Origin of the sequence: Muricauda sp. SCSIO 64092 (assembly GCF_023016285.1) — a bacterium.
GTDB lineage: Bacteria > Bacteroidota > Bacteroidia > Flavobacteriales > Flavobacteriaceae > Croceivirga.
Genome location: NZ_CP095413.1, coordinates 3,137,979 through 3,162,925 on the forward strand (window position 1 = coordinate 3,137,979; position 24,947 = coordinate 3,162,925).

The window sequence follows — 24,947 nt, forward strand, 5'->3', positions numbered from 1 at the left end:
TCAAAAAATGCTTCTAAAAATACAAATTTAATTAGGATTGATTTTTTTTTGCAAAAAAAGTATTGGTCAGTGAAGGTTTTGTAGTGGTTTCAACCAAATAGCTGAGGTATTTTTGAATTTATGCCTTACTTCCTATTTGAAGGATTAAAAGCAAGATTACCATATGAATTCCAGAACATGTGACAACATCGGGTTGGTTAGCCCGTCTAGCGATTTTTAAAGTGTATGGTAAACTCGTCTGGTTTTGATTCATTATGATGCTCCTAGGAACAATATAGATTACTAAATGCACTAAGTTTCTGTGATTGACATTAATATAAAGTATGAAGTTTGATAGGCAAAACACAATATCTAAAAGTAAGATGCATAAATAATGATGACTGAATCCAAACCTAAATTGGTAGACTCAAAATTATTACTACCATATATAGCAGTGACTTCCCTCTTTTTTCTTTGGGGCTTTCCAAATGATTTGACCAACCCAATGGTGGAGGTCTTCAAAAATGTTTTGGATATTTCCAATGTTAAGGCTTCCTATGTGCAATTGGCCTTTTATGGTGGCTATGGTACCATGGCCATCCCCGCCGCTTTGTACATAAGAAAATATAGCTATAAGTCAGGTATCATCCTTGGTCTGTTCCTCTTTGCAACAGGTACCTTAATGATGTATCCATCAGCACAATTGGTCAATTACGACTTGTTTTTGATCTCTCTTTACGTGCTCACCTTTGGATTGGCCTTTTTGGAAACAACGGCCAATCCCATGGTATTGGATCTTGGTAATCCAAAAACTGCGACCCAACGGCTCAATCTCTCCCAAGCATTTAACCCAATGGGGGCCTTGGCGGGGCAATTGGTGGCCCGTTTGTTTGTGGTGGAACGCTTGGAAACCAAAATTGGGGCGGATTCAGCTACTGTAACGACTAATCTTTCCCAAGAACAAAAACAGCAAATCATAGAACACGATATGGGTATCATCAGCACACCCTATATTATATTGGGGTTTGTAGTATTGGTCATCTTGGTACTCTTCATTTTTATGAAGATTGAGAACAACCGATCCAAGGAAAAGGTGTTGAACCTTAAGGAAACCGTCAACAAATTGTTTTCCAATAAAAACTATTATGAAGGCGTATTGGCTCAGTTTTTCTATGTGGCCTGCCAGATCATGGTATGGACCTTTATTTACCAGTATGTGACCAACCTGAACGAATCACGTTCGGTAGACAATCAGCTCAATGCGGTGGTCTACGTTGCTGCCTCCACCATTCTGTTCCTTACGGCACGTTGGATCTGCACGTTCTTGATTCGCTACATCAACCCGGCCAAACTTATGCTGGTCTTTGCCTTTTTGGGCATTGGTTTTACCGCAGGGGCCATATTGATCAACGGTATGTTGGGCTTGTATTGCTTGGTGGGCGTATCCTTTGCCATGAGTTTGATGTTTCCGACCATTTACGGTATCGCCCTTAAAGGTATGGGCAATGAAGCCAAACTGGGATCGGCGGGCTTGGTCCTGGCCATCGTGGGTGGAGCTTTGATGCCACCGTTACAGGGCAGGATCATTGATATGGGGGGTACGGGATTAAGGGATTTGGAGATTTTTGGTTTTATTCCAGAGGTCAACTTTTCGTTCATTTTGCCATTGGTATGCCTAATAATTGTGGCATTGTATGCTTTACGGTCCATGAATCGTGAGAAAAAAGAATTATACTCGTTTTAGATTGATTCTGAAGGAAAACAGTAAAAGGTGGGTACGCAACTCAAAGGAAACGGAAACAACTATTCGCTCATTTAGCATACTATGATACCATCCAAAGGTGATGAACTAAATAGTCTAATTGAATTAAAAATATGAAATAGAAAAATGATATACTTAAAAAAGACAAAGACAATATGTTGCATGTTAAGCATGGCAATGGCCATCATAGGATGCCAACCAAAAAACAAGGACAAAGGCGAACAGGATATGGAAAAGGGAACAAGTGTGGATTCCGATTACGAAAAAGATGTAAACTTTTTGCAAAAACATCTGGAAGTCATTGAATTGACCAACTCTGAAAACACTGGAAAAATAGCCATTTCGCCCGCCTTACAGGGCAGGGTAATGACCAGTACGGCCGGTCGGACCGGGTCGAGTTACGGTTGGCTGAACAAGCCTTATTTTGAAGCCGGGGAGCTATCGGAACATATTAACGTGTACGGTGGCGAGGAGCGGTTTTGGCTGGGTCCCGAAGGGGGACAATACTCCATCTTTTTTGAAAGTGGAAAGGAATTTACCCTGGAGAATTGGTATACTCCAAAGGTCATTGACTTAGAACCCTATGAAGTGAAAGATTCTTCTTCAATTGAGGTGGTCTTCACCAAAAGCACACAGCTCACCAATTATTCGGGCTTTACTTTTGTCATGGATATTGAACGAAAGGTGCAAATTCTGGAGAATATCGACATCATAAAACAATTGGGGCTTTCCGATCTGGATGGTGTCCAATCCGTGGGCTATCAGACCACCAATAGGCTCACCAATACAGGCAAGGGCACTTGGAACAAAAAGGATGGCCTGTTGTCCATTTGGCTGTTGGGTATGTTTACCCCATCGCCAACCACTACAGTGATGATTCCCTACCGTACCGATGCTGAGGGCGGATCGGGAAAAGTGGTGAATATTTATGAGTCTTTTGGACAAATCCCGGACAACCGTTTAATCACCACTGAAAACATGGTCTATTTTAGTGGTGATGGGCAGTACCGCAGTAAAATAGGACTGTTGCCCGACAGGGCCAAAGATGTTTTAGGGGCCTATGATGCCAAAAACGGTGTCCTTACATTGGTCAAATACAATAAGCCCGATGGGATTTCCGATTATGTGAACTCCACCTGGGAAATTCAAGAAGAACCCTATAAGGGCGACGTGGTAAACTCCTACAATGATGGTGCCCCTGAACCTGGTGCCAAACCCTTGGGCCCCTTTTATGAATTGGAGACCTCATCACCTGCTTTGGCATTGGCCCCTGGCGAAACAGCTGAGCATATCCAGATGACCTTTCATTTGGAAGGCACCCCAGAGATATTGGGCGGAGTTATCAAACAGGTGTTTGGAGTTGATGCCAAAGATGTTCCAGTATTTGACCAAATCGATTAAATACCTAAACAATGAAGTCAAAAATAGCCATAACCTTACTGATTTTAATGACACTGATGCCGGTTCATGCCCAGGAAAATATTTGGGATGAAACCGAAGCCCAAAAAAGGGAACGCTTGGCTTGGTGGACACATGACCGTTTTGGTATGTTCATCCACTGGGGGCTTTATGCCCTGCCGGCTCGGCATGAATGGGTTAGAAATCGTGAGCGAATCCCCAATGAAGATTACGAAAAGTATTTTGAGCAATTTAATCCTGATTTGTACGATCCCAACGAATGGGCCAAAATGGCCAAGGCTGCGGGTATGAAATATGCCGTGATTACCACAAAGCACCATGAAGGCTTTACCTTGTTCGATTCCAAGTTCACCGACTACAAGGCGATCAATACAACTTATGGCAAAGATTTGTTGAAAGAATGGGTCGATGCGTTCAGGGCCCTGGATATCAAGATAGGTTTTTATTACTCTCTAATAGACTGGCACCACCCCCATTTTACAATAGACCGAATCCATCCGTTAAGACAGGACAGTGATAAAGGGTACGCCAAACTCAACAAGGGTAGGGACATGGGCAAATATCGCGAATACCTGCATAACCAAGTGCGTGAGATTTTGACCAAGTATGGTAAGGTGGATATACTTTGGTTGGATTTTTCTTATCCGGGAAAACACGGTAAGGACAGGGAGGACTGGGGTTCGATGGAGCTCTTGAAGATGGTACGTGGACTACAGCCAGGGATCATAGTGAATAACCGTGCTGACCTTGAAGGTGTCAATGGTGGTGGCGATTTTGTGACTCCAGAACAGTTCAAGGTGCCGGAATGGCCTACCATAAACGATAAAAAAGTGTTTTGGGAGACCTGCCAGACGTTCAGTGGTTCATGGGGCTATCATAGAGATGAAAACACTTGGAAGAATATCAAACAACTCTTGGTACTGCTCATAGAAACGGTCAGTAAAGGGGGTAACCTCTTGTTGAATGTTGGCCCTACGGCCAGGGGAGTATTTGATCAAAGGGCACAGAACAGTTTGAACAATATGGGCGATTGGATGAAGTTCAATAGCCGTTCCATCTATGGCTGTACACAGGCCCCAAATGAATTTAAAGCACCGCCCAATACCTTGCTCACCTACAACAGGAAAACAAATCGCCTGTACGTGCATCTGTTGGATTATCCCTTACAGAATTTTGTGATGAAAGGAATGAAGGACAAGATAAAATATGCCCAATTCTTGCATGATGCTTCCGAAATTAAGATAAGCAAGCCGTATGGCCATGCCTTTGATTTTAAAATGGGAGCTAATGATGTAAACCTATCGTTGCCCGTGATCAAACCCGATATGGAGATTCCTGTAATAGAATTGATACTTCATTAAAATCTGATTCCCATCAGGCCTTACCAAACATTGGGATACCGACCATCGGCTGGCAGTGCCACTAAATGCCTGCAAATGAAGGAAGACCTAAAAATTGGATGTGTTCAGGGACCAATGAATCTATGACAAAAGCAAATAGCCCAATCCTATTTAATTGTGGTGTCATTTTCATATTTTCTAAAAGAGTACAGTGTAATCAATAATTGTTGGATAAATGAAAAAAAATAATCTTCTTCTCCCACTAGTATTTGCGGGGACCATACTTTTCGCACAAAATGGGGTAAGGAGAGTGCCGCAGCCATTGGAAACGAACCTGAAATCGGGGCAACTTCAATTACTGGGGAACATATCGTTGCGATCCAATCAAGTAGGGATCTTTCGGCTGATGAATTACACAGCAGATTTATTGCAAAATGAGTGGGAAGTCGCCATTGAGGTGGATCAAGTCCGAATAAAGGAATTACGTTTCAGCTTGATATTGATACGGCCATTAAAGATAAAACCGAGGGAGTCTATGAACTGAAAGTTGATTCGAAGGGGATTACCGTGAGATCGGCTACCGAAAAAGGACTTTTTTACGGTATACAGACGCTTCGGCAATTGGTTTCTTCGGATAAAAGCATTTCCTATCTTGAAATCAAGGATGCTCCAAGGTTTGCCTGGCGCGCTTTTATGCTCGACGAAGGAAGGTATTCTCAGAGGAAAAAGCAGGTCTTGAAAATGCTGGACGAAATGGCCAGATTAAAGATGAACGTTTTCCATTGGCATTTGGTGGATGACCAGGGTTGGCGTATCGAAATTAAAAAGTATCCCCTATTGACCGAAATTGGTTCAAAATGGCCCAGTACACAGGTGGGGCCATTACGATGGAACAGTCCCATTCAGTCCGGAGAGCCCCACAAAGGGTTCTACACCCAGGAAGACATCAGGGAAATAGTGGCCTATGCGGCCCAACGGCATATTGTGGTGATTCCTGAAATAGAAATGCCGAGGCATTCCTCGGCGACCATGGCGGCTTACCCCTGGTTGGGCTCGTCGGGCAAAAAAATTGATGTGCCCATTTGGTTTGGTGTAAGCAAGGATGTCTACAATATTGCCGACCCCAAGGTATACGGTTTTCTTACCGATGTCTTGGATGAGGTCATGGCACTCTTCCCCTCAAAAATAATCCATATCGGGGGCGATGAGGCAAAATATGACCACTGGGAAAGTTCGGAATATATCACGAAGTATACGAAGGAAAACAAACTGAAAACCTTTGCCGACCTACAGGTGTTCTTTACCAATCGTATCTCTCGGTATCTGGAATCCAAAGGAAGTCGCATTATGGGTGGGAATGAGATTTTGGGGCAAAACGTCCATGACTATCAGGCGGAAAAAGATGCCGGGGCCGAAGAGGAGCTTTCCAAAAGTTCGGTGATCCATTTTTGGCGGGGTGACATTTCCTTGATGAAATCGACGGTGGAAAACGGGTATGATATCGTGAACTCGTTGCATTCGGAAACCTATTTGGACTATTCTTATGAAACGATTCCTTTAAAAAGAGCCTATGATTTTGAGCCCATACCTGCGGGACTCAAAGCGAAGTATCATAACAGGATAAAGGGATTGGGCTGCCAAATGTGGGGCGAATGGATTCCCAAAAGCGGCTATATGGATTTTATGATCTTTCCCAGAATCGCGGCCTATGCGGAGGTGAGATGGACACAAAGAGTAAATAAGGACTACGAAGCGTTTAAGGGAGCGCTTTCGGGCCTGCAAAATTTGGCAGGATAGGGGCATTTATCATGCCCCCATGGAATTTGCAGAGCCAGGTTCCGGTAAGTGGGAAAAACCTAATTGATTGATGAAAATACTTCTCACCGGCGCCACTGGTAAAGTAGGTCAGAATCTACTAAAAAGTATAGGTAAATTACCTTCGGAAGGTATCATAAGGGCACTATGCCATAACCGCATAGTAGAGGAAACGGGCCAAGTCGAGGTTTTTAGGGGCGATTTGACCCAGCGCATCAGCGTTATGGAGGCTATGCAAGGCATTACCCATGTCGTGCATTTGGCGACCACTAAGGAAGACCCCGATAGTGTAATGGATGTGGCAGTCAAGGGACTGTTTTGGTTGTTGGAAGAGTGTGTTAAAAGCTTGGAGTTTAAACAATTCATACTGATAGGGGGCGATGCCTCCGTGGGACACTTCTTTTATGATAGGGGAGAAATTTTGGAAACGGACGCTAGAATGCCCTATCCGGGCTGTTATGTCTTGTCAAAGGCCATGGAAGAAGATATGCTTGCATGTTATCACATTCAATATGGACTAAATACTTGCAGCCTTCGAGTGCCTTGGATTATGGAAAAAGACGATTTTAAATATGCCATGATGTTTGGCAATGAACAATTTGGTGGCCCCCTATGGGCCGATTTGATCGGAAAAGAAAAAGCGGAAGAATATGCCCAGAAGAATCATATACCCTTGTTGTTGGATAAAGCAGGAAAGCCCCTTAAGCGTAATTTTATTCATGTGAGTGACTTAATTCGAGCGATATCAAAGGTGTGGGATAACCCCCAAGCCCATGGTGAGCTTTTCAATATTGCAATGGACGGACCCTTAGACTATGATGAAGCAACCCAATATATTGTTTCAAAATATGGAGGAACGTCCATAGAAATACCAACTAATTTTCATAGTGTAACATTGAATACCGCCAAAGCTGGAAAAAAACTAGGTTGGACACCTCATTATGATATAAAACGTTTGGTTGACGAAGCGTACACCTATGTTCGCGACCCTAAGCGCCATTGGCAAGGTTTGGTATCCAGGGCGCGGTCTTTAGGTTTTGTTGACGGAAGGAACAGTCCCTATTGATCCATAAAATCCAAAATCCCGAACGAACTGGCTACGTGAAAATCGGGATTTTCGGTTCTTGGATCTATCCAGCAGCTCCAGCGTAATTCAGCCTTGCCATCTTTTAATGAGATGCAATTGCCCCTATAAAGCCCGGTTTGTACTTTACCATTGTTCCAGACATCAAGTTCTTTTAAGGAAGCAATCGAGATTTTCCCCTGCACGTAGTATCCATTTTTTAAACGGCCCGTATCTACTTGCAGATGCCCCGGAGGCCATGACCAACCTTTATTGTATTGTCGATAATACATTGTCGCGTAATCAAGTATTCTTTTGTCGGGATCCATTTCCAAACAATAGTATGGATTGAGTTTTGCATCCTTTCTAAAGAAAATCTCAACCCTATCGGATTGTGCCACCTCGGTTTTGTGTTCCGTACTGTGATACACCAGAATATTTTCATCTTGTACTTCAAACCGAAAATAAAACCATATACCGTCCCAAGTACCTTGAAAAACTAAGGTATCCTCAACACTTTCCCAATGATATCGGAACGTCATTAACTTTTTAACGGATGGCCAATCCACCGCTGTAACCCCATTGGCAGGCTCAATTTTAACTACATGATAGGTGTTTGAAAGGTCGTTGTCTGTTTGGGCCATAACTGTTGGATTCGTATTGGAATAAAAAAATATACAGAATATAGTGATAGAAAGTCTATGGACCATTACACTAAAAATAGTGATTTTAAAGGTTGCTTTCGACAATGCAAAAAAATTATTGAGATCGGCAATATAAAAGGTAGTCCTAAGACCATCTATAGCATAATTTGGTGGACGTAGGGAATCTATGGTTGGGAATTTTTGAATGTGGATATAGAAGAACAATGGGAGAGTGGGGTTATACCGTCCCAATTTTTGCTCTATAAGGACATTTTTAAAATTGAAAAAACAAAACAACCATTAAATATGACGAATTAAGCTATTCCAATCGGTTGGAAATAAGCTTTATTGGTTTTTTACCCCTTTATGTTCGTTGGCAAATATTAATTTAGAAGAATCATCTTTAGATAGCCAAAACTTTATATATGAAAAGAAGAATATTTGCCCAAAATACATCAATGGCATTGACAGGGGTAACCTTGGGAATACCACACATTCTTAAAGCTGATAACAAGGAGGGTAAGCTAAGACTTGGGTTCATAGGTACTGGGCTTCGAGGACGGAACCATGTGCGGAACATGATTGTGGAAAAAGGAGTGGAGTGCGTGGCCATATGTGATATAGACCCCAATGCCGTCAATGAGACAAAAAAGCTTTTTGAAAAATATAACGTCACTTTTCCTAAGGCTTACGGTAATCATGAACGTTCCTATGTTGAAATGTTAGAAAAGGAAAATCTGGACGCGGTGATGATTTCCACCAATTGGAAATGGCATACCCCGATGTGTTTGGATGCCATGGAAGCTGGGGTCTATACTGGGGTGGAGGTTTCCGGGGCCTTTTCGGTACAGGAGTGTTGGGAATTGGTCAATACCCATCAGCGTACCCAAACACATTTGATGTTTATGGAAAATGTATGTTATCGACGAGACGTCATGGCCGTATTGAACATGGTGAGGGACAACGTCTTTGGCGAACTGTTGCACCTACGTGGGGGATATATGCACGACTTACGACACGTAAAGTTCAACGATGGCAACGATGGCATTGGTTTTGGTAAAAATGCTTTTGGTGAAGCACGTTGGCGAACAGAACACTCCCTAAGAAGAAATGGTGACCTTTATCCTACCCATGGATTGGGGCCTATAGCAATGATGGTAGATATGAATAGAGGTAACCGACTTTTGAGCATCAGTTCGCAAGCCACTAAATCACGTTCCTTGCACAATTATGTGGTCAATCACCCAAAAGGGGGTAAAGACCATCCCTATGCCCAGTTGAATTGGCAGTTGGGAGACATTGTCACTTCTACCCTTACCACCGCAAGGGGAGAAACCATCATCCTCACCCATGATACCAATACGGTTCGCCCATATTCGTTGGACTTTAGGGTGCAGGGAGTAGAGGGGGTAATCGATTTCGATTATGGCACACAGCGCATTCACGTTCAAGGGAAAACAGAAGCCCATCGTTGGGAAGATGCCAATTCGTGGCTGGAGAAATATGACCATCCTTTGTGGAAAGAATATGGCGATGTAGCCCGTGATGCCGGACATGGCGGCATGGATTTCTTTTTGGATCGACAGTTCATTCAATCGGCCAAGAACAATACGCCACCAGTTATCGATGTATATGATGGGGCGACAATGCGGGCCATTACCCCATTATCAGAAGCTTCGATAAGGGAAGGCGGTTCCGTGAAGCAAATCCCTGATTTTACAGAGGGGCAATGGATTTCAAGAAAACCTGTGTTCGCAATGGTTGATTGATGTTCGATAAGCTATTCAGTCCTTTTGATATGGAGTACATAAGCAGAAAAGCACTTCGAACTATATTGGTGTTTCATGCCCTTTCTTTAGGATGGATAAACGGACAGCAAGAGATAGACTATATTAACGAACCCGAGGCCGATTTTGAACAACGGACGGGCTGGTTCAATGAGGAGAAATATGGCATGTTCATTCATTTTGGCCTCTACAGGCAATTGGGAGGCGTTTGGAAAGGAAAGGAGATAGAGAACTACGCTGAATGGATACAAGCTTGGGCCGATATACCCGTACAAGAATACGCCATGCTTACCCACACCTTTAACCCCAAAGACTTTGATGCCAATTTCATTGCCAAAACCGCTAAGGCAGAAGGTATGAAATACATCGTTATCACCACCAAACATCACGAAGGTTTTTGTCTATGGGACAGCGAATACACCAATTTTGATGTGGCCAGCCCCCCCTTTAAGCGCGATATAATTGGTGAGCTAAGTGCCGCTTGTCGCAATCATGGACTGAAATTTGGCACGTATTACAGCATAATTGACTGGCACCACCCTGCACAAGAGCGCAATAATGACGGCAATGCAGGTTGGGGCTGGTGGGGAGAAGTCCGTATGAAAACCAAAAGACAGGAAGAATACATCACCCACATGAAGAACCAGGTCAAAGAATTGATAATCAAGTATGATTCTGATATTATGTGGTTTGACGGCGACTGGGTACACTGGTGGAACACCCAAGTGGGAGCTGATCTGTACCAGTACATCCGAGAGCTAAAGCCTAGCATTATCATTAACAACCGCGTATCCAAGGGGGCCATATTCAAAAAAGACTTTGGTACGCCAGAACAAGAACATCCTGACGATGAGCTAAAGCACTATTGGGAAGCTTGTTATACCATGAACCATTCTTGGGGCTTTAAGGCCAGCGATACCGATTGGAAATCGCCCCAAGTGGTCTATAAAAAACTAAAGGACATCAATGGAAAAGTGGGTAACCTTTTACTCAATGTGGGCCCAGATGGCAATGGTGCAATTCCCGAAAAGAGCGTTGATATTTTATTGGAGGTCGGTAAGATGTCGGATAAAAATTAAGACAAAAGGAAATGCCCCTTCATTTTTATAAGACCATATTCCTTCAAGTTGGCCGGACTCGGGTTTTAACCGGTCTCTTTTCTGGCCAAAGGACCCCAAACACCAAGAACTTTGGGAAATATTGTTTCCCATGGGCAATGGCCGTATTTTATAATGGGATTTTGAATATGGCGAGTTGGATCTGCATCATCTGCACATATCGCATTTTATGGGTTTCATCCGGAGATATGTATTTCCCAAAGCGGGCATTAAGCATACAGCATTAAGCGATGAACAACAACAATGAATTTCAAATAAAATAGAAATCAAAAGCTTAAAAAATGAACTATACTACAATCAAGACAGCCATAAAGCCCTATTCGATACTGCTGACATTGACCATTATTGGCTGTAGTCCCGCGCCACCGCCTCCAGAAGCCATCGGTCCAACACCCACCAAAAAACAGATGGCTTGGCAGCAAATGGAATACTATGGTTTTATACACTTTGGCCTCAATACCTTTGCGAATATGGAATGGGGCTACGGAGACACTCCTGCATCAGTTTTTAATCCCAAGGAACTGGACACAAGGCAGTGGGCACAGGTGGCCAAGGAAGCTGGCATGAAAGGCATCATCATCACCGCCAAGCACCACGATGGCTTTTGTCTCTGGCCCTCAAAATATACAGAGTATTCCATAAAGAACTCCCCTTGGAAAGGGGGCAAGGGTGATGTGATAAGGGAATTGGCCGATGCCTGTAAGGAATATGACCTAAAATTGGGCATCTACACCTCGCCCTGGGACCGTAACCATGCCGATTATGGCAAACCGGAATATGTCGATTATTTTAGAAAGCAACTTGAGGAACTGCTTACCCAATACGGTGATGTTTTTGAGGTATGGTTCGATGGGGCCAATGGGGGCGATGGCTATTATGGCGGGGCCAATGAGACCCGAAGGGTGGACAAAAGGTCCTATTATGACTGGCCCACCACCATTGAGATGATACGTGAATGGCAACCCAATGCCATTGTTTGGAGCGATGCCGGGCCCGATGCCCGTTGGGTGGGCAACGAACACGGTTTTGCCTACGATGTCACTTGGTCGCCCTTGTTGAAGGACGAAGTCTATGGTGGTATGCCCGAATATGCCAAGCACTATTCCATGGGGCAGGAAAACGGTACGCATTGGGTTCCCGCAGAAGCCGATGTTTCGATACGGCCGGGATGGTTCTATCACCAATCAGAGGATGACAAGGTAAAATCACTGGGACACTTAATGGATATTTATTATAAATCCGTAGGGCAGAACGCTACACTTTTGTTGAACCTTCCCGTGGACAATAGAGGATTGGTGCATGAAAAGGATGTCGCCCAACTCAGGAAGTTTAAAGAACAGATCGATTTGGATTTTGCCCATAACCTGGCCTTGGGGAATGACATTGAGGCATCCCAAGTTCGCGGGAACCATAAAAACTATGCAGCCATCCATCTTGTGGATGGGGACAAAGAAACGTATTGGGCCACAGATGATGGGGTAGAGGCGGCTTCCGTAACCCTGAATTTTGGCTCGCCCACTACTTTTAACCGAATCCTCGTTCAAGAATACATTCCTTTAGGGCAACGAGTACGTTCATTTTCCATTGAAGTGGAAAAGGATGGTGAATGGAAATCCATAGGGTCATATGGAACAATAGGTTATAAAAGGTTGTTACGATTAGGGGAAATCACGGCAAGCGCGGTTCGTTTGAACATAGACGGAGTAAAAGTCAGCCCGCTACTATCCAACCTAGAGGTGTACCATGCCCCTCCACTGGTTGAACAACCTGTTGTTTCAAGAAACAAACAGGGTATTGTGGAAATCGTGGCTGATGATTCAAGGGTCACCTACTTTTATACTACCGATGGTTCCGTTCCCACCATCAATTCTAAAAGATATACGACATCTTTTGAAGTCCATGGGCCAACCCATATTTCAGTCATAAGTCACGATCCGGCCACCCAAAGAAAGAGCGAACCCAAAACGGTATATTTCGATAGAAGCAAAAAAGACTGGAAAGTAAAGGAGAATGAAACCTCGACAGAAAGTATAAAGGCCATTGATGATGATGTTCGGTCAGTATACATCTTGAACAAGGATGAGATGGGAAATGGTCTGATCATTGATTTTGGGCAACAGGAACAATTGACAGGTTTTACCTATACCCCTGATCAAGGCAGGAATCCTTCGGGCATTATAACGCATTACAATTTCTATGTGAGCGAAAATGGTCGTTCTTGGAACTTGGCAGGTACGGGGGAGTTTTCCAATATCGTGAACAATCCCATACAACAGCGAGTTACGTTTGACCATCCCATAAAAGGTCGATTTATAAAATTTACACCCAAAAAGATAGGAGGCAATGAAACAGAAGCTGTGGTCGCCGAGTTGGGAGTAATCACAAAATAAAGTGCGAATTTGGAATGATGAATTAAGGGGTCAGTGTTTAGGTTTCAAGGTTTGGATAACACAAACAATGGACCACGAGCACCCAACAATAGACCATAAACAATAGAAACAAAATAAATGAACTACAGAACATTTGGCCGTACGGGCTGGCAAGTAAGTGAAATCGGATATGGCATGTGGGGCATGGCCGGGTGGACAGGCTCCGAAGACAATCAATCCCTTCAATCCCTTCAAAAGGCAGTAGATTTGGGATGTACTTTTTTTAATACGGCTTGGGGCTATGGCGAGGGCCATAGTGAAAGATTGTTGGGTAAACTCATCAAGGCAAATCCTGACAAAAAGTTGTACACTGCTACAAAGATGCCTCCGAAAAACTTTCAATGGCCCAGTAAACGGGAATATACGTTGGATGATTGTTCCCCACCCGACCATATTGAAAAATATGTGGAAAGCAGCCTCGAAAATGCTGGGTTGGATTCGTTTGACCTGATGCAGTTCCACACATGGGAGGACCATTGGTTACAGGATGAACGTGCCCTACAGAAAATGGCAGATTTGAAATCACAAGGGCTTATCCATGCCATTGGCATCAGTATTAACCGATGGGAACCTTGGAACGGGGTCAAGACGGTGGAGACCGGATTGATCGATGCCGCGCAGGTCATCTACAACATCTTTGACCAAAACCCCAAAGATGAGCTTTTCCCTGCCTGCCGCAAACACGATGTGGCCGTCATTGCCCGTGTGCCTTTTGATGAGGGCACCCTCACGGGCAAGCTCACGAAAGAAAGCAAATGGCCCGAAGGCGACTGGCGCAACACCTATTTTGTACCCGAAAACCTGAATTCCAGTGTGGACCATGCCGATGCCTTAAAGCCCTTGGTACCAGAAAACATGGATATGCCCGAAATGGCGCTACGGTTTATTCTGGGCGAGTCCACGATAAGTACCATTATTCCCGGTATGCGGCAGCTACGACACGTAGAGGCCAATATTGCGACCAGCGACAAAGGCCCGTTGGACAATGTTTTGATGGACGAACTTGTCAACCATAGATGTGACAGGGAGCCTACGGAATGGTCACAGTAAAATTTTCAAGCAATGACGAAAGAAATGTTTATCCGAGTTTATTGCCCATTTTTAGCAATGACCCTTTTCGTAATTGTGCCGGTGTGTTTCCGGTAATCGATTTGAACACCCTTGAAAAGTGATATCTATTGGCATAACCCAACAATTCGGCAATGGTCTCTATGCTGTGTCGGGTATGTTCCAAAAGGGTATGGGCACGGGCAATCTTTCTTTGACGGATATATTTTTGGATGGCTATCCCTTTTTCTTCCTTAAAAAGGCGTACTAGGGAATTGGTGGTTATATGGCAAAATTGGGCAAGTTCCGTATTGGAAAAATTATGGCCAATGTTGTTTTCGATATAATGAACCACATCAGAAACGCGATTGTCCAAAGCAGTGGTTTGCCAGACTTTCTTGGGCACACCGACCAAAATGCCATAAACAATGGATTGGATCAGAAAATTATGGGTGGTTTCAAATTCCTGTGGTTTTCCGTTTGTAATGGTGGTGTTTTTAAGAAGATGTGCCAGTTTTTCCAACTGTCGAAGTTGGTCGTTTTCTAGGGGTATTTCAAACACATCCGGATTGATGTGATCAAAAAGCACTCCTAGATTAAAATGAACGAACAGGTGAAGGATGTGACTTCCTAGTAGAGAGCCTTCATTCTCTTCCTTACGCACTTCCCTACCCACTACATTCAGGCCCTTCATCTTTTTTCTGCTTCCTTTGATATGTGACCTAAAAAAGGTATGGGGCGGTATTATATAGGCGTTCTCCTTTTTCATCTCTATGATTTTTCCCTGATAGGTGATCATACCTCCCTCATTTTTGTTCCAGTAGATACGCCAATAGGGAAAAGCCGTTTCATTGCATTCCCATTCTCTCAGGCACCAATACCTACAGCACCAAATCTCGAGGGACATTTTAGCAAACAGTTGTTCCACCCTTGAAGGGTCACCCAATGGAATCCTACGGATATTCTTCATAGACAAATGATTGAATTAGATACAAATAAAGTGCTTTTGGGCATTGCTTGCCAAAAGTTCTTACAGTATTTTAATCCTGTAATTGTAGAAATGTAACTCATGAATGATAAAAGACTAGATACAAGTGAATTACCTCATGTCGTTATTGATGAAATCAAAAACATTTCGCGCATTGCGGGATATTTATGGACACGGGAATGGGCTGAAAGAAATGCGGGAAACATTTCGGTAAACTTTACGAAATATTTTCATGGATACAAAATTGCCAATATTGATGAAGTACCCTGTACCCTACCCAAGGAAATGGGTGGAATGGTACTCTTAGTTACGGGAACAGGATGTTACCTGAGAAGTCTTATCGACAAGATAGAGGAAGCCGCTTGTATTCTTAAAATAAACAGTGAAGCAACCGCCTACTCCATAATATGGGGGGGGCGACAAAAAGGATTCAAACCGACAAGTGAGTTGATTTCGCATGTTAAGATACATTATGAAAACACCCAAAATGGTTCGGGCTATAGGGCAGTGGTACATACTCATCCGTCTGAACTCATTGTATTGAGCCACCACCCTATTTTTAAAGACGAGAAGAAAACCAACCTATCACTCTGGAAAATGTGTCCCGAAGTACGTGTTTTTGTGCCAAAAGGGGTCTCATGTACTCCGTATGCCCTATCGGGTTCCGAAGAACTGGCCGATTTGACCATTGAAGGCCTCAAAACTCGGGATGTGGTCCTTTGGGAAAAACATGGGGCTGTAGCCACCGGTGAGAATGTAGAAAAAGCGTTTGATTTTTTGGATGTCGCGAATAAAGGGGCCAAACTGTTGCTCATGGCATGGGCCGCCAATTTTGAACCGGTCGGCCTTACCCATGATGAATTAAAGGGTTTGGAAATATTTTTATAACCTAAATCAATAGCCATGGAAGCCTGTGTTTTAATTTTTGATTGTGGGGCTACCAATCTAAGGGTAGTGGCCATGGCTCCGGACGGAAACATAAAAGCTTCTCATTCCTTTCCGAATGCAACTGCTGATGACCCCTTTTTTAAAGGAGGTAAAATATGGTCATTAGAAATCATATGGGACAAACTATGTGCTGCCTCAAAGGCTGTGGTGGACCAGCTTAAGGATGTAGAAATTATTGGTGTTTCAGTGACCACCTTTGGTGTTGACGGTACCTTGGTCGATTTTGAGGGAAATTTAAAATATCCCGTTATTTCATGGCAATGCAATCGTACCCACCCCATCTTAAAATCTTTGGACAAATACATTGATTTGTATGAACTGTATGAAAAAACTGGGGTCTATCCATACGATTTCAATACCATTTTTAAGTTGTTGTGGTTCAAAGAAAACCATCCTGAGACCTTAAAGGACAGTCGCTTTCTTTTTATGCCATCCCTATTGGTGAACTTACTGTCCGGGGTTCAGGTTAACGATGCCACCATGTTGGGTACGGCTATGATTGCCAATCTTAGTACGCAGGAAGTATCCATACCCCTTTTGGAAAAATTGGGGATTCCAGCAGCGTTGTTCGGAACACCTGCCCAGGCGGGTGAGGTTGTGGGTACGGTTACTAAAAAAGCTTCGGAAGCAAGTGGTATTCCAGTGGGTGTTCCTGTTTGCCTTTCTGGTCATGACACGCAATTTGCCGTTTTTGGTTCCGGTGCGGGTTTAGATGAGCCGGTACTGAGTTCAGGTACTTGGGAAATACTCATGTGCCGAAGCAAAAAGTATAGTGCCACGGCACAACAACTCGATTTAGGGATTACAACAGAGTTTGATGCAGAAAAAAACATGTATGACCTTGGAGTGAACTATGTGGCTTCAGGATTGTTGGAATGGGTGGGCAACCACTTTTTTCAAGACGTGCCCAAAAAGCAACGGTACCAAATTATGGTGGAAGAGGCCGAACAAGTACCTCCTGGTGCCAATGGAGTTGCTGTAGACCCCAATTTTTATGATCCGACCAATGATGCGGGAGGAGCGATATCAGGTATTAAATTGGCAACCTCACGAGGCGAAATCTATAGGGCCAGTCTGGAGGCATTGGCACTCACTTTAAAAAATGCGTTGCACGTACTGGAAAAGGCGGCTGATTTTAAGGCCAGAAAAATTATATGTGTAGGTGGAGGTTCCAAAAATTCACTTTGGAATCAGATTAAGGCCGATGTATGTGGCATACCTATTCAATTGATAGCACAAAAGGAAACTACAGTATTGGGGAGTGCCCTTTTTACTTTCACCGGAGTGGGATATTATAAAAATTTGAAAGAGGCACGTTCATCTATCGATTACCAACCTTATTTAGTGGAACCCTCTGTGAACAAGAATACATATCAACAACTATTTGAGAATAAAGAATGAGATTATGGAAGCAACTATCCATGGAACACGATTGGTCGGTTCCTTACCAAAAGTAGGCATCCGCCCCACTATTGATGGACGTGAAGGTGGCGTAAGGGAATCCTTGGAAGATCAGTGTATGGCTATGGCCAAAGCAGCAGCCAAGCTGATTAAGGAAAATGTACGATTCCCTTCAGGGGAAAAAGTGGAATGCGTCATTGCAGACACGACTATTGGTGGGGTAACAGAATCGGCTGCTTGCGCCGATAAGTTTAGAGAGGAAGGTGTAGGACTTTCCTTGACAGTTACTCCCTGTTGGTGCTACGGTACTGAAGTCATGGGGGCCGATCCCTTGTATCCTAGGGCTATTTGGGGCTTCAATGGAACGGAAAGGCCCGGCGCGGTCTATCTGGCCGCTGCGCTTGCCGGATATTCCCAAAAGGGACTCCCAACATTTGGAATATATGGTCGAGAGGTCTGTGATGCCGATGATACATCAGTACCCAGTGATGTGGCAGAAAAAATCCTGAAGTTTGTTCGAGCCGGTCTTGCGGTGGCGCTAATGAAGGGAAAATCATACTTGTCCTTGGGATATTCCTCAATGGGTATCGCTGGATCTATGGTAGATGCCAACTTCTTTTATAGCTATCTGGGCATGCGTACTGAATTTGTGGACATGACCGAACTCATTCGCCGGATGGAAAAGGGTATTTACGACCAAGAAGAATTTGAACAAGCCTTGGTTTGGACCAAAGAACATTGCAAGGAAGGTAAGGATTATAACAACGAAGAAAACCGGGCGAACGATCAACGCAAGGACGAAGAGTGGGAAACCGTGGTGAAAATGACCCAGATTGTTCGTGATATCATGGTGGGCAACCCAAAACTGGCGGAAATCGGTTTCAATGAAGAGGCTATGGGACGTAATGCCATTGCCTCTGGTTTTCAAGGGCAACGACAGTGGACGGACTTCATGCCCAATGGGGATTTTATGGAGGCAATGCTAAATTCGTCATTTGATTGGAACGGTATTCGACAACCCTTTGTGGTGGCTACGGAGAATGACAGCCTTAACGGGGTTTCCATGCTCTTTGGCCATCTGTTGACCAATACTGCCCAGATATTTTCTGATGTGCGCACCTATTGGAGTCCTGAGTCAGTGAAACGGGTGACTGGAAAAACATTGACTGGTTTGGCCAAGGACGGAATCATTCATTTGATCAATTCAGGGTCTACTACTCTAGATGCTACTGGACAAATGAAGGACGCCGAGAATACATCGGTTCTTAAGCCCTATTGGGAAGTTACCGAAGATGATATGCAAAACTGCCTCTCAAACACCCGTTGGCCACAAGCCATTCGTGAGTATTTTAAAGGTGGGGGCTATTCTTCCCAATTTAAAACCGAAGGCGAAATGCCCGTGACCATGTGTCGTATCAACCTGTTAAAAGGGTTGGGGCCTACCATTCAAATTGCGGAGGGCTGGACTGCGGAACTTCCCGAGGATATCCATATCATTTTGCACGAAAGAACCAATCCTACGTGGCCCACCACTTGGTTTGTGCCAAGATTGACCGGTGCGGGTGCCTTTAAAGATGTATATACGGTCATGGCCAAATGGGGTGCCAACCACGGTGCTATCAGTTATGGGCATATCGGCAGTGAACTTATCACGCTTTGTGCTATGCTCAGAATACCGGTATGCATGCACAATGTGGATGAATCAGATATTTTCAGGCCTAGTGCATGGAATGCATTTGGCCAGAATTTAGAAAGTGCCGATTATAGGGCTTGTGATACATATGGGCCACTTTATACTACCTAACATCCTTGAAGTGGGGTTAGGGGTACTGTTGACCTGAATTAGGAAAAACAAAACATACGTAAGTCTATGGCTAAATTGAGCTTTGCAAGTAAAACGAGTTGGAAATGGTAAAAAAAGTATCGTAAATGGTATTTTTTTTAGAAGAAACCACACCCCTTTAGTTCTATCTTCATACCAGTTTCATGAAGTGTTGTTTAGGCAAAAAAGTGATTTCTTTAGAAACTATAATCATTTTAAGTTATGCTTTGAGTTAGTTTAAGTTAAGTACTAAGGGTCAATGTAGAATTGGCCCTTTTTCATTTTACGCTTTAAAAACTATAGATGAAATGGGATTTTTCTTAAATTTTATGGAAACCTCTTAAACTCCGGGCACTTCATTTTCGGTATGGATAAGGGGCATTAAAAAGCTCCTGCGTGAGTTCCATGCCATCTTTTATACTCAGTTTTCCCGCTCAGGATTCTATCCTGTGTCCATCCCCGATGAATACCATCAACCTAGGTGATCAAACCAATATAGATTTGGGCAAGATACATGTAATAAAGTCGTTCAATTACATTATCTTACCAAGTGGACATGTTTTCCTTATTCATATAATCGATGACGGGTTTCGATTGCATTTCAAAGAGATTCAAATGGTCATGGCTTGGTTGGATATAAATTACGTTTCGTTCGACTTATGACCCTTGACCTCCCATTCTATTCCCGTTTTTACCGCGGTCTATGGCTGGGTTGATGGTTGGGATCTGAAAAGGGTATCCAAAGGGTTCAATCATAGGAATCCAAACGTTCCTATGACTTATGAATGAAATGGGGCACTTCAACACCGGTATGTTGGTTGGGGTGCAGTATTTCCGGATTGGATGGTTACGACCCTCCTGCAAAGTTTCAATGGGCTCTTCTTCGATATAAGCCGTATCACCCGTGTTTTTGGCGATATAGTAGAGGTAGAGTTTTCCAACAAAATATTTAATTTTGGAGCTATGGGCCGTAATGGCATCGCAATGGCCTTTGCCGCTGTCTTTCAGTTCGGTACGAAAGTATTTCCAAAGGCCGTTCAAACCAATCGAAGAGGGATGGGCAATTTCCAAATGGGTGAGCCAACCATAAAGCGATGCTCTTTTTTCTAATGGGCACAGAATAGGTAATAAACTCCTTCCTCGTCATTATAAATGGAACCGCTTTGGTTAAAATGGAAAGCTGTTTTGACCATGTTGGTTTCCGCAGTTCGCGAAATCTTGTCGCTTAACTTAAGATTGTTATCGACTTGCCTTATGCAAATAGGATTAAAACGATAAGGGCAATTATTCTTGGCATTGTGGCATAATCGTTTCGGTTATGTACAAAATTTGTACGGTGGATTCTAAGGATAGCTAACAACTTTTCCAGTTCTTTTATGCGATGGTAGCTGCGCCTTGGTTTCTTTCAAAAAAGTGCTAAGAACCTTGGAGAGTTCAGCGCATTTGTCCGGTTCGGCCTCAGTCAAATTTGTGGTTTCCCCAAGATCCTGTTCAATATTGAACAATTCATACCGTTCGTCGAGGTGGTAATAAATCAATTTCCAGTCCCCCAATCTAACAGCACTGAAGGCACCGATTCCTGGTCCACTTCCCCCCCACTGATTGGGATAATGCCAGAACAATGGTCTTTCCTCGCTTTGTCCCGGTGTGGTATCGGTTAACAATGGAACAAAACTCTTTCCATCAATGGTCTGTACTGCATTGTAATGGCCCACCCCGGCCATTTCCAAAATACTCGGAAAGAAATCCTCTATAATCAGATAATTGTTATTGGAAGATCCTGGTTCCACCACTCCGGGCCACTTTACAATCATCGGTTCCCGAATGCCCCCTTCATATATAGATCCCTTGCCACTGGCCAAGGGCAGATTATGGGAATTGGGCTTCCCTCCCCTGCCATGAGCACTTAGGCCGCCATTATCCGACATAAACAGTATTATTGTGTTTTCAGCTATTTCTTTTTCTTCTAGATATGCCATGATATCTCCTAAGCTTTTGTCCATCCCTTCTACCAAGGTGGCGTATTTAGCTTCTGTACTGTCCAAGCCGGCCTCTAAATATTTGCCGAGATATCTTTTGTCCGCTGTGATAGGGGTATGTACCGCATAGTGCGACATGTAGAGGAAAAAGGGATTGTCTTTTTCCAAAACTTTATTCAAGGTCTTCTTGGCCTCAAGGGTAAGGGCCTCTGTCAAAAAAATATCCCTGCCGTGGTACTTTTCCAGATTCGGAACCGGCCATGGCGAATCCTTGGAAGTCTCGGAATTGCCAAAACTTTCCATACCCAAATAACTTTGGGGTGCCCCAGCGGCATGTCCTGCAATATTGATATCAAACCCAATGGCCTTGGGATCTTCTGCTGGGGTGCCGATAGCGCCAAAATGGGCCTTGCCCACATGGATGTTGAAATAACCCGCTTTTTTGAGCAGTTTGGGCAGCGCATCGGCATGTACGGAATTTACCAATCCAGGATGTGGACATAAACCGTTCACATTCCATCTGGGAAAGGCCAATTCCTTATGGTTTACCTCCATGGGTTGCAGCGCATCCTTGCGCAATGTCCAGTTTGTGACGCGATGACGGGCGGCGTTCATGCCTGTCATTAAACTTATTCGTGTTGGGGAGCAAACAGGTGTGGCATAGGCTTGCGTAAATTTCATCCCTTCGCTGGCCAACCGTTCCATATTAGGCGTATGGTATCTTTCATTGAAAGGGGTTTTCTTGTCCCAAAAAGGAACCGAGGTGTCTTGCCAGCCCATGTCGTCCACCAGAAAAAGAACAATGTTAGGCGTTCTTTGAGACTCTCTATCCCCCTTGCCTTTGGGATTGCAGCCCATGGAAAGGGTTAAAACCAAAAGAAGCCATATGTTTTTGTCCATAACTACATTTTTTAAATAGAACCTAGTACTATGGTGTGATTCATAACAAAGGGAATCCTACTTCGTTTAAAAGCAAAATTAAGGTCTCGTTGTCTCTCTGACTTGTACTTTCTTTTCCCAAAGTCCGCCTTTTTTTGCTTTGAATAAGTTCTACAAAAGGCGCCCTTAAAACTGAGGATGTGCCGACACAGTAGGAAGTTTGAATGTAGGATTAGTGAACAGCAAGTAGTAATTCGGAGTTAGAATTGACATTTGTTTTTGGAATTTGTTAAGGGTTCAGCGTTGTCATTCCTGAGGAGGCTGGAAAGGATAAAAATAATAAAAAGCAAATAACGGGTACTTGCCCTGGCCATAGTTGAAGGGTCGAGCATTCAACACCTAACAATGAACGACAAATAGCCGTGAACACTGACTGACCTTAAAACATTGAACACCTAACGATAAACTATTGGCAATAGAAGCCTAAAATAACAGAAACCAGATATGCAGTCAGCCCATTGCCAGTCCCCCCTTTAAAGAGGAATTCGGATTCAATCCCATGAGCATAAAAAGAATGGGCCGAATCTTGTCCCTTAGCCTTTCCCGTAATAGTTTATAGGCCTTGCTCATTTGTGTTTCCACAGTTCTTTTGGAGATATCCAGATAATCTGCAATCTCAATGTTGGTCAACCCACCTTGTTTGCTCAACAAAAAAATCTCTTTGCATTTAGGGGGCAACTTTTGTATTTCAAGTTTAATTAATTTAATCTGCCTTTGCAATACATCTTCATCCTCTTTCAGAGCAATATCATTCAGTAGGCTAAGGTGCTTTTCTTCTATTGCCAGCATTCTTTTGTTCTTTCTCCACTCATTGGTCAATCGGTTGTAAACCGATGTATACAGATAGCTTTTTAAGGACTTTATGCTATGGATTTTTTCACGGTCTTCCCAAAGGTTTATAAAGATACTTTGAACAATATCTTGGGATAGCTCATAGTCATTTGAAAGACTATTCACATAGGTGCAAAGCGGTTGATAGAACAAATCCATAAGTACCGACAAGGCCTTTTGATCGCCTTCGGACAGCGCATACTTCAACTGCTTTTCCACTAAAAAATCAATTTTCAAAGCGTATATTTTTGGGGGATTCTGAGTGGGAATATAGGAAAAATGAAAAAAAAATAAAAAAAACGTAAGTGTTTTGTGAATTTGAAGTGTCTATAAACAAAAGCTATAATTTGGATAAGGGCATTGAAGGGCTGTTGGTCAATTATTTCACAAAATCTATTTCTACCGAAGAAATGGTTCGGTTAACGGAATGGATCAATGAGGAATCCAATACCTCGATTTTCAAAGAATACATAAAGACCAATTTTTTTATTGATCTAGTTATGACTGATTTTGATACGGAAAGCGGAAAGCAAAAAATATTTGAGGAAATACGTAAAAACCAAAAAAACTGTATCAAAAAGAGAATTGGTAGGGTATTGGCGTATGCTGCCAGTATTGCAGTGGTCATAGCCTTAGGGTATATGTTCCGTACCCATTATACGGACACAGAACAGGGCGAGCCAAAAACAATCGAGACTGTTAAGACGGAAGTTATCAAACCGGGTACGGACAAAGCCGTACTGACCTTGGAAAACGGTACTGAAGTAGCCCTTGAAAAAGGGAAAAATGTACGATTACAAGATCAAATCCTTAATGGGGGGGAATTGCGTTATACTGCTGAATCATCTGCCCGTAAAAATGCCTTAGCCTTCAATTTTTTGACCGTTCCCAGAGGAGGGCGCTTCTTTGTGCAATTGTCCGATGGAACAAAAATATGGCTCAATTCAGATTCCAAACTCAAGTATCCTATCAATTTTACTGAAGGCGAAGACCGCAAAGTGGAACTATTGTTTGGGGAAGCCTATCTTGAGGTATCCAAAAGCACACATCCAAACGGAATGCCTTTTAAGGTGTATACGGGAATACAGGAAATAGTTGTTTTGGGCACCCAATTCAATATCAGGGCCTACAAGGATGAAAATGAAATAGTGACTACCTTGGTTGAAGGTAAGCTGTCCGTTGGTCATGATAGGGCGTCAAAGCTGCTTGACCCCATGCAACAGTCCACCATTACCAATGAAAATGAAGCAATCAGGATTCAGAATGTGGACAGGATATTTGAGGAAACTGCCTGGAAAGATGGTTACTTCAGCTTTAAAGGAAAGCCCATGGAGGAGATTATGAAAACCCTCTCAAGGTGGTACGACATTCAATACGTGTTTAAAAATGAAACACAGAAAGATAAGACCTTTACAGGTGTATTGGACCGCGAAAGTTCAATAGACTTGATTTTGGATTATATACAAAGGACTAATGAAATTAAATTCGAAATATATGATAGGACCGTAATAATAGAATAAATACAAGGAACAAGGCCGCCACCTTCCAAAGTTTTGTCCTTGTTCCTTAAGATAGTTTAATCACAAACAATTGTTTAACTAAACCAAATGCTAATTTATGAAAATTGAACCTAATA

General features: G+C 43.2%; 17 protein-coding genes. 13 read left to right on the forward strand and 4 right to left on the reverse strand.

Features of this window, described 5'->3' with window-relative positions; all coding sequences use genetic code 11:
- Positions 1 to 373 precede the first annotated feature (373 nt).
- The 5 genes from fucP to L0P88_RS13260 all read left to right on the forward strand — a co-directional run bounded on the left by fucP (position 374) and on the right by L0P88_RS13260 (position 7,381).
- A complete protein-coding gene (gene fucP, locus L0P88_RS13240) occupies positions 374 to 1,723 on the forward strand; it encodes an L-fucose:H+ symporter permease (protein WP_247130396.1) in 1,350 nt (449 codons plus the stop codon).
- A gap of 180 nt (positions 1,724 to 1,903) precedes the next feature.
- Positions 1,904 to 3,142 carry a DUF6786 family protein gene (locus L0P88_RS13245; protein ID WP_247130397.1) on the forward strand — a complete coding sequence of 413 codons (1,239 nt, stop codon included), beginning with the start codon at positions 1,904 to 1,906 and terminating at the stop codon, positions 3,140 to 3,142.
- An 11-nt stretch (positions 3,143 to 3,153) separates the two neighbouring features.
- Complete coding sequence (locus L0P88_RS13250; RefSeq protein ID WP_247130398.1) at positions 3,154 to 4,521, forward strand: alpha-L-fucosidase; 1,368 nt, start codon at positions 3,154 to 3,156, stop codon at positions 4,519 to 4,521.
- A gap of 519 nt (positions 4,522 to 5,040) precedes the next feature.
- A complete protein-coding gene (locus L0P88_RS13255) occupies positions 5,041 to 6,297 on the forward strand; it encodes a beta-N-acetylhexosaminidase (RefSeq protein WP_409557730.1) in 1,257 nt (418 codons plus the stop codon).
- Between the two features lie 70 nt (positions 6,298 to 6,367).
- Positions 6,368 to 7,381: an NAD-dependent epimerase/dehydratase family protein gene (locus tag L0P88_RS13260; RefSeq protein WP_247130400.1), complete on the forward strand. Its 1,014-nt coding sequence runs from the start codon at positions 6,368 to 6,370 to the stop codon at positions 7,379 to 7,381.
- Here L0P88_RS13260 and L0P88_RS13265 read toward each other — a convergent pair.
- On the reverse strand, positions 7,375 to 8,022 hold the full coding sequence (locus L0P88_RS13265) for a CBM9 family sugar-binding protein (RefSeq protein WP_247130401.1): 648 nt from the start codon (positions 8,020 to 8,022) through the stop codon (positions 7,375 to 7,377). The two genes, L0P88_RS13260 and L0P88_RS13265, sit on opposite strands and share 7 nt — an antisense overlap.
- 425 nt (positions 8,023 to 8,447) lie before the next feature.
- Here L0P88_RS13265 and L0P88_RS13270 point away from each other — a divergent pair, with 425 nt between their 5' ends.
- The 4 genes from L0P88_RS13270 (at position 8,448) to L0P88_RS13285 (ending at position 14,406) form a co-directional block, all read left to right on the forward strand.
- Positions 8,448 to 9,791, forward strand: a complete 1,344-nt coding sequence (locus tag L0P88_RS13270; protein ID WP_247130402.1) for a Gfo/Idh/MocA family protein — start codon at positions 8,448 to 8,450, stop codon at positions 9,789 to 9,791.
- Entirely contained in the window at positions 9,791 to 10,888 is a 1,098-nt protein-coding gene (locus L0P88_RS13275; RefSeq protein WP_247130403.1) for an alpha-L-fucosidase, read from the forward strand. The genes L0P88_RS13270 and L0P88_RS13275 overlap by 1 nt, the downstream gene beginning before the upstream one ends.
- Positions 10,889 to 11,208: 320 nt before the next feature.
- Complete coding sequence (locus L0P88_RS13280; protein ID WP_247130404.1) at positions 11,209 to 13,317, forward strand: alpha-L-fucosidase; 2,109 nt, start codon at positions 11,209 to 11,211, stop codon at positions 13,315 to 13,317.
- Between the two features lie 117 nt (positions 13,318 to 13,434).
- Entirely contained in the window at positions 13,435 to 14,406 is a 972-nt protein-coding gene (locus L0P88_RS13285) for an aldo/keto reductase (protein WP_247130405.1), read from the forward strand.
- A gap of 28 nt (positions 14,407 to 14,434) precedes the next feature.
- On the opposite strand, the gene L0P88_RS13290 is transcribed toward L0P88_RS13285, so the two are convergent.
- Positions 14,435 to 15,373: a helix-turn-helix domain-containing protein gene (locus tag L0P88_RS13290; protein ID WP_247130406.1), complete on the reverse strand. Its 939-nt coding sequence runs from the start codon at positions 15,371 to 15,373 to the stop codon at positions 14,435 to 14,437.
- Between the two features lie 99 nt (positions 15,374 to 15,472).
- Here L0P88_RS13290 and rhaD point away from each other — a divergent pair, with 99 nt between their 5' ends.
- Genes rhaD through L0P88_RS13305 form a run of 3 tightly spaced genes read left to right on the forward strand, consistent with a single transcriptional unit; the run spans position 15,473 to position 19,544 of the window.
- Positions 15,473 to 16,279 (forward strand): rhamnulose-1-phosphate aldolase, encoded by an 807-nt coding sequence (gene rhaD / locus L0P88_RS13295; protein ID WP_247130407.1) that lies wholly within the window; start codon positions 15,473 to 15,475, stop codon positions 16,277 to 16,279.
- A gap of 15 nt (positions 16,280 to 16,294) precedes the next feature.
- Complete coding sequence (fucK, locus tag L0P88_RS13300; RefSeq protein ID WP_247130408.1) at positions 16,295 to 17,740, forward strand: L-fuculokinase; 1,446 nt, start codon at positions 16,295 to 16,297, stop codon at positions 17,738 to 17,740.
- A gap of 4 nt (positions 17,741 to 17,744) precedes the next feature.
- Entirely contained in the window at positions 17,745 to 19,544 is a 1,800-nt protein-coding gene (locus tag L0P88_RS13305) for an L-fucose isomerase (RefSeq protein ID WP_247130409.1), read from the forward strand.
- A 1,361-nt stretch (positions 19,545 to 20,905) separates the two neighbouring features.
- On the opposite strand, the gene L0P88_RS13310 is transcribed toward L0P88_RS13305, so the two are convergent.
- Together L0P88_RS13310 and L0P88_RS13315 are read right to left on the reverse strand one after the other, a co-directional pair.
- Entirely contained in the window at positions 20,906 to 22,441 is a 1,536-nt protein-coding gene (locus L0P88_RS13310) for a sulfatase (RefSeq protein WP_247130410.1), read from the reverse strand.
- A gap of 489 nt (positions 22,442 to 22,930) precedes the next feature.
- Entirely contained in the window at positions 22,931 to 23,548 is a 618-nt protein-coding gene (locus L0P88_RS13315) for an RNA polymerase sigma factor (protein WP_247130411.1), read from the reverse strand.
- 68 nt (positions 23,549 to 23,616) lie between these two features.
- On the opposite strand from L0P88_RS13315, the gene L0P88_RS13320 reads away from it, so the two are divergent.
- Positions 23,617 to 24,831 (forward strand): FecR family protein, encoded by a 1,215-nt coding sequence (locus L0P88_RS13320; RefSeq protein WP_247130412.1) that lies wholly within the window; start codon positions 23,617 to 23,619, stop codon positions 24,829 to 24,831.
- The last annotated feature ends 116 nt before the right edge of the window (positions 24,832 to 24,947 follow it).

What these genes read in the sequence shown, in the direction of transcription:
- fucP (WP_247130396.1), top strand. Translation starts at nt 374, where the DNA reads ATGATGACTGAATCCAAACCTAAATTGGTAGACTCAAAATTATTACTA.
- L0P88_RS13245 (WP_247130397.1), top strand. Translation starts at nt 1,904, where the DNA reads ATGTTAAGCATGGCAATGGCCATCATAGGATGCCAACCAAAAAACAAG.
- L0P88_RS13250 (WP_247130398.1), top strand. Translation starts at nt 3,154, where the DNA reads ATGAAGTCAAAAATAGCCATAACCTTACTGATTTTAATGACACTGATG.
- L0P88_RS13260 (WP_247130400.1), top strand. Translation starts at nt 6,368, where the DNA reads ATGAAAATACTTCTCACCGGCGCCACTGGTAAAGTAGGTCAGAATCTA.
- L0P88_RS13265 (WP_247130401.1), bottom strand. Translation starts at nt 8,022, where the DNA reads ATGGCCCAAACAGACAACGACCTTTCAAACACCTATCATGTAGTTAAA.
- L0P88_RS13270 (WP_247130402.1), top strand. Translation starts at nt 8,448, where the DNA reads ATGAAAAGAAGAATATTTGCCCAAAATACATCAATGGCATTGACAGGG.
- L0P88_RS13275 (WP_247130403.1), top strand. Translation starts at nt 9,791, where the DNA reads ATGTTCGATAAGCTATTCAGTCCTTTTGATATGGAGTACATAAGCAGA.
- L0P88_RS13280 (WP_247130404.1), top strand. Translation starts at nt 11,209, where the DNA reads ATGAACTATACTACAATCAAGACAGCCATAAAGCCCTATTCGATACTG.
- L0P88_RS13285 (WP_247130405.1), top strand. Translation starts at nt 13,435, where the DNA reads ATGAACTACAGAACATTTGGCCGTACGGGCTGGCAAGTAAGTGAAATC.
- L0P88_RS13290 (WP_247130406.1), bottom strand. Translation starts at nt 15,373, where the DNA reads ATGAAGAATATCCGTAGGATTCCATTGGGTGACCCTTCAAGGGTGGAA.
- rhaD (WP_247130407.1), top strand. Translation starts at nt 15,473, where the DNA reads ATGAATGATAAAAGACTAGATACAAGTGAATTACCTCATGTCGTTATT.
- fucK (WP_247130408.1), top strand. Translation starts at nt 16,295, where the DNA reads ATGGAAGCCTGTGTTTTAATTTTTGATTGTGGGGCTACCAATCTAAGG.
- L0P88_RS13305 (WP_247130409.1), top strand. Translation starts at nt 17,745, where the DNA reads ATGGAAGCAACTATCCATGGAACACGATTGGTCGGTTCCTTACCAAAA.
- L0P88_RS13310 (WP_247130410.1), bottom strand. Translation starts at nt 22,441, where the DNA reads ATGGACAAAAACATATGGCTTCTTTTGGTTTTAACCCTTTCCATGGGC.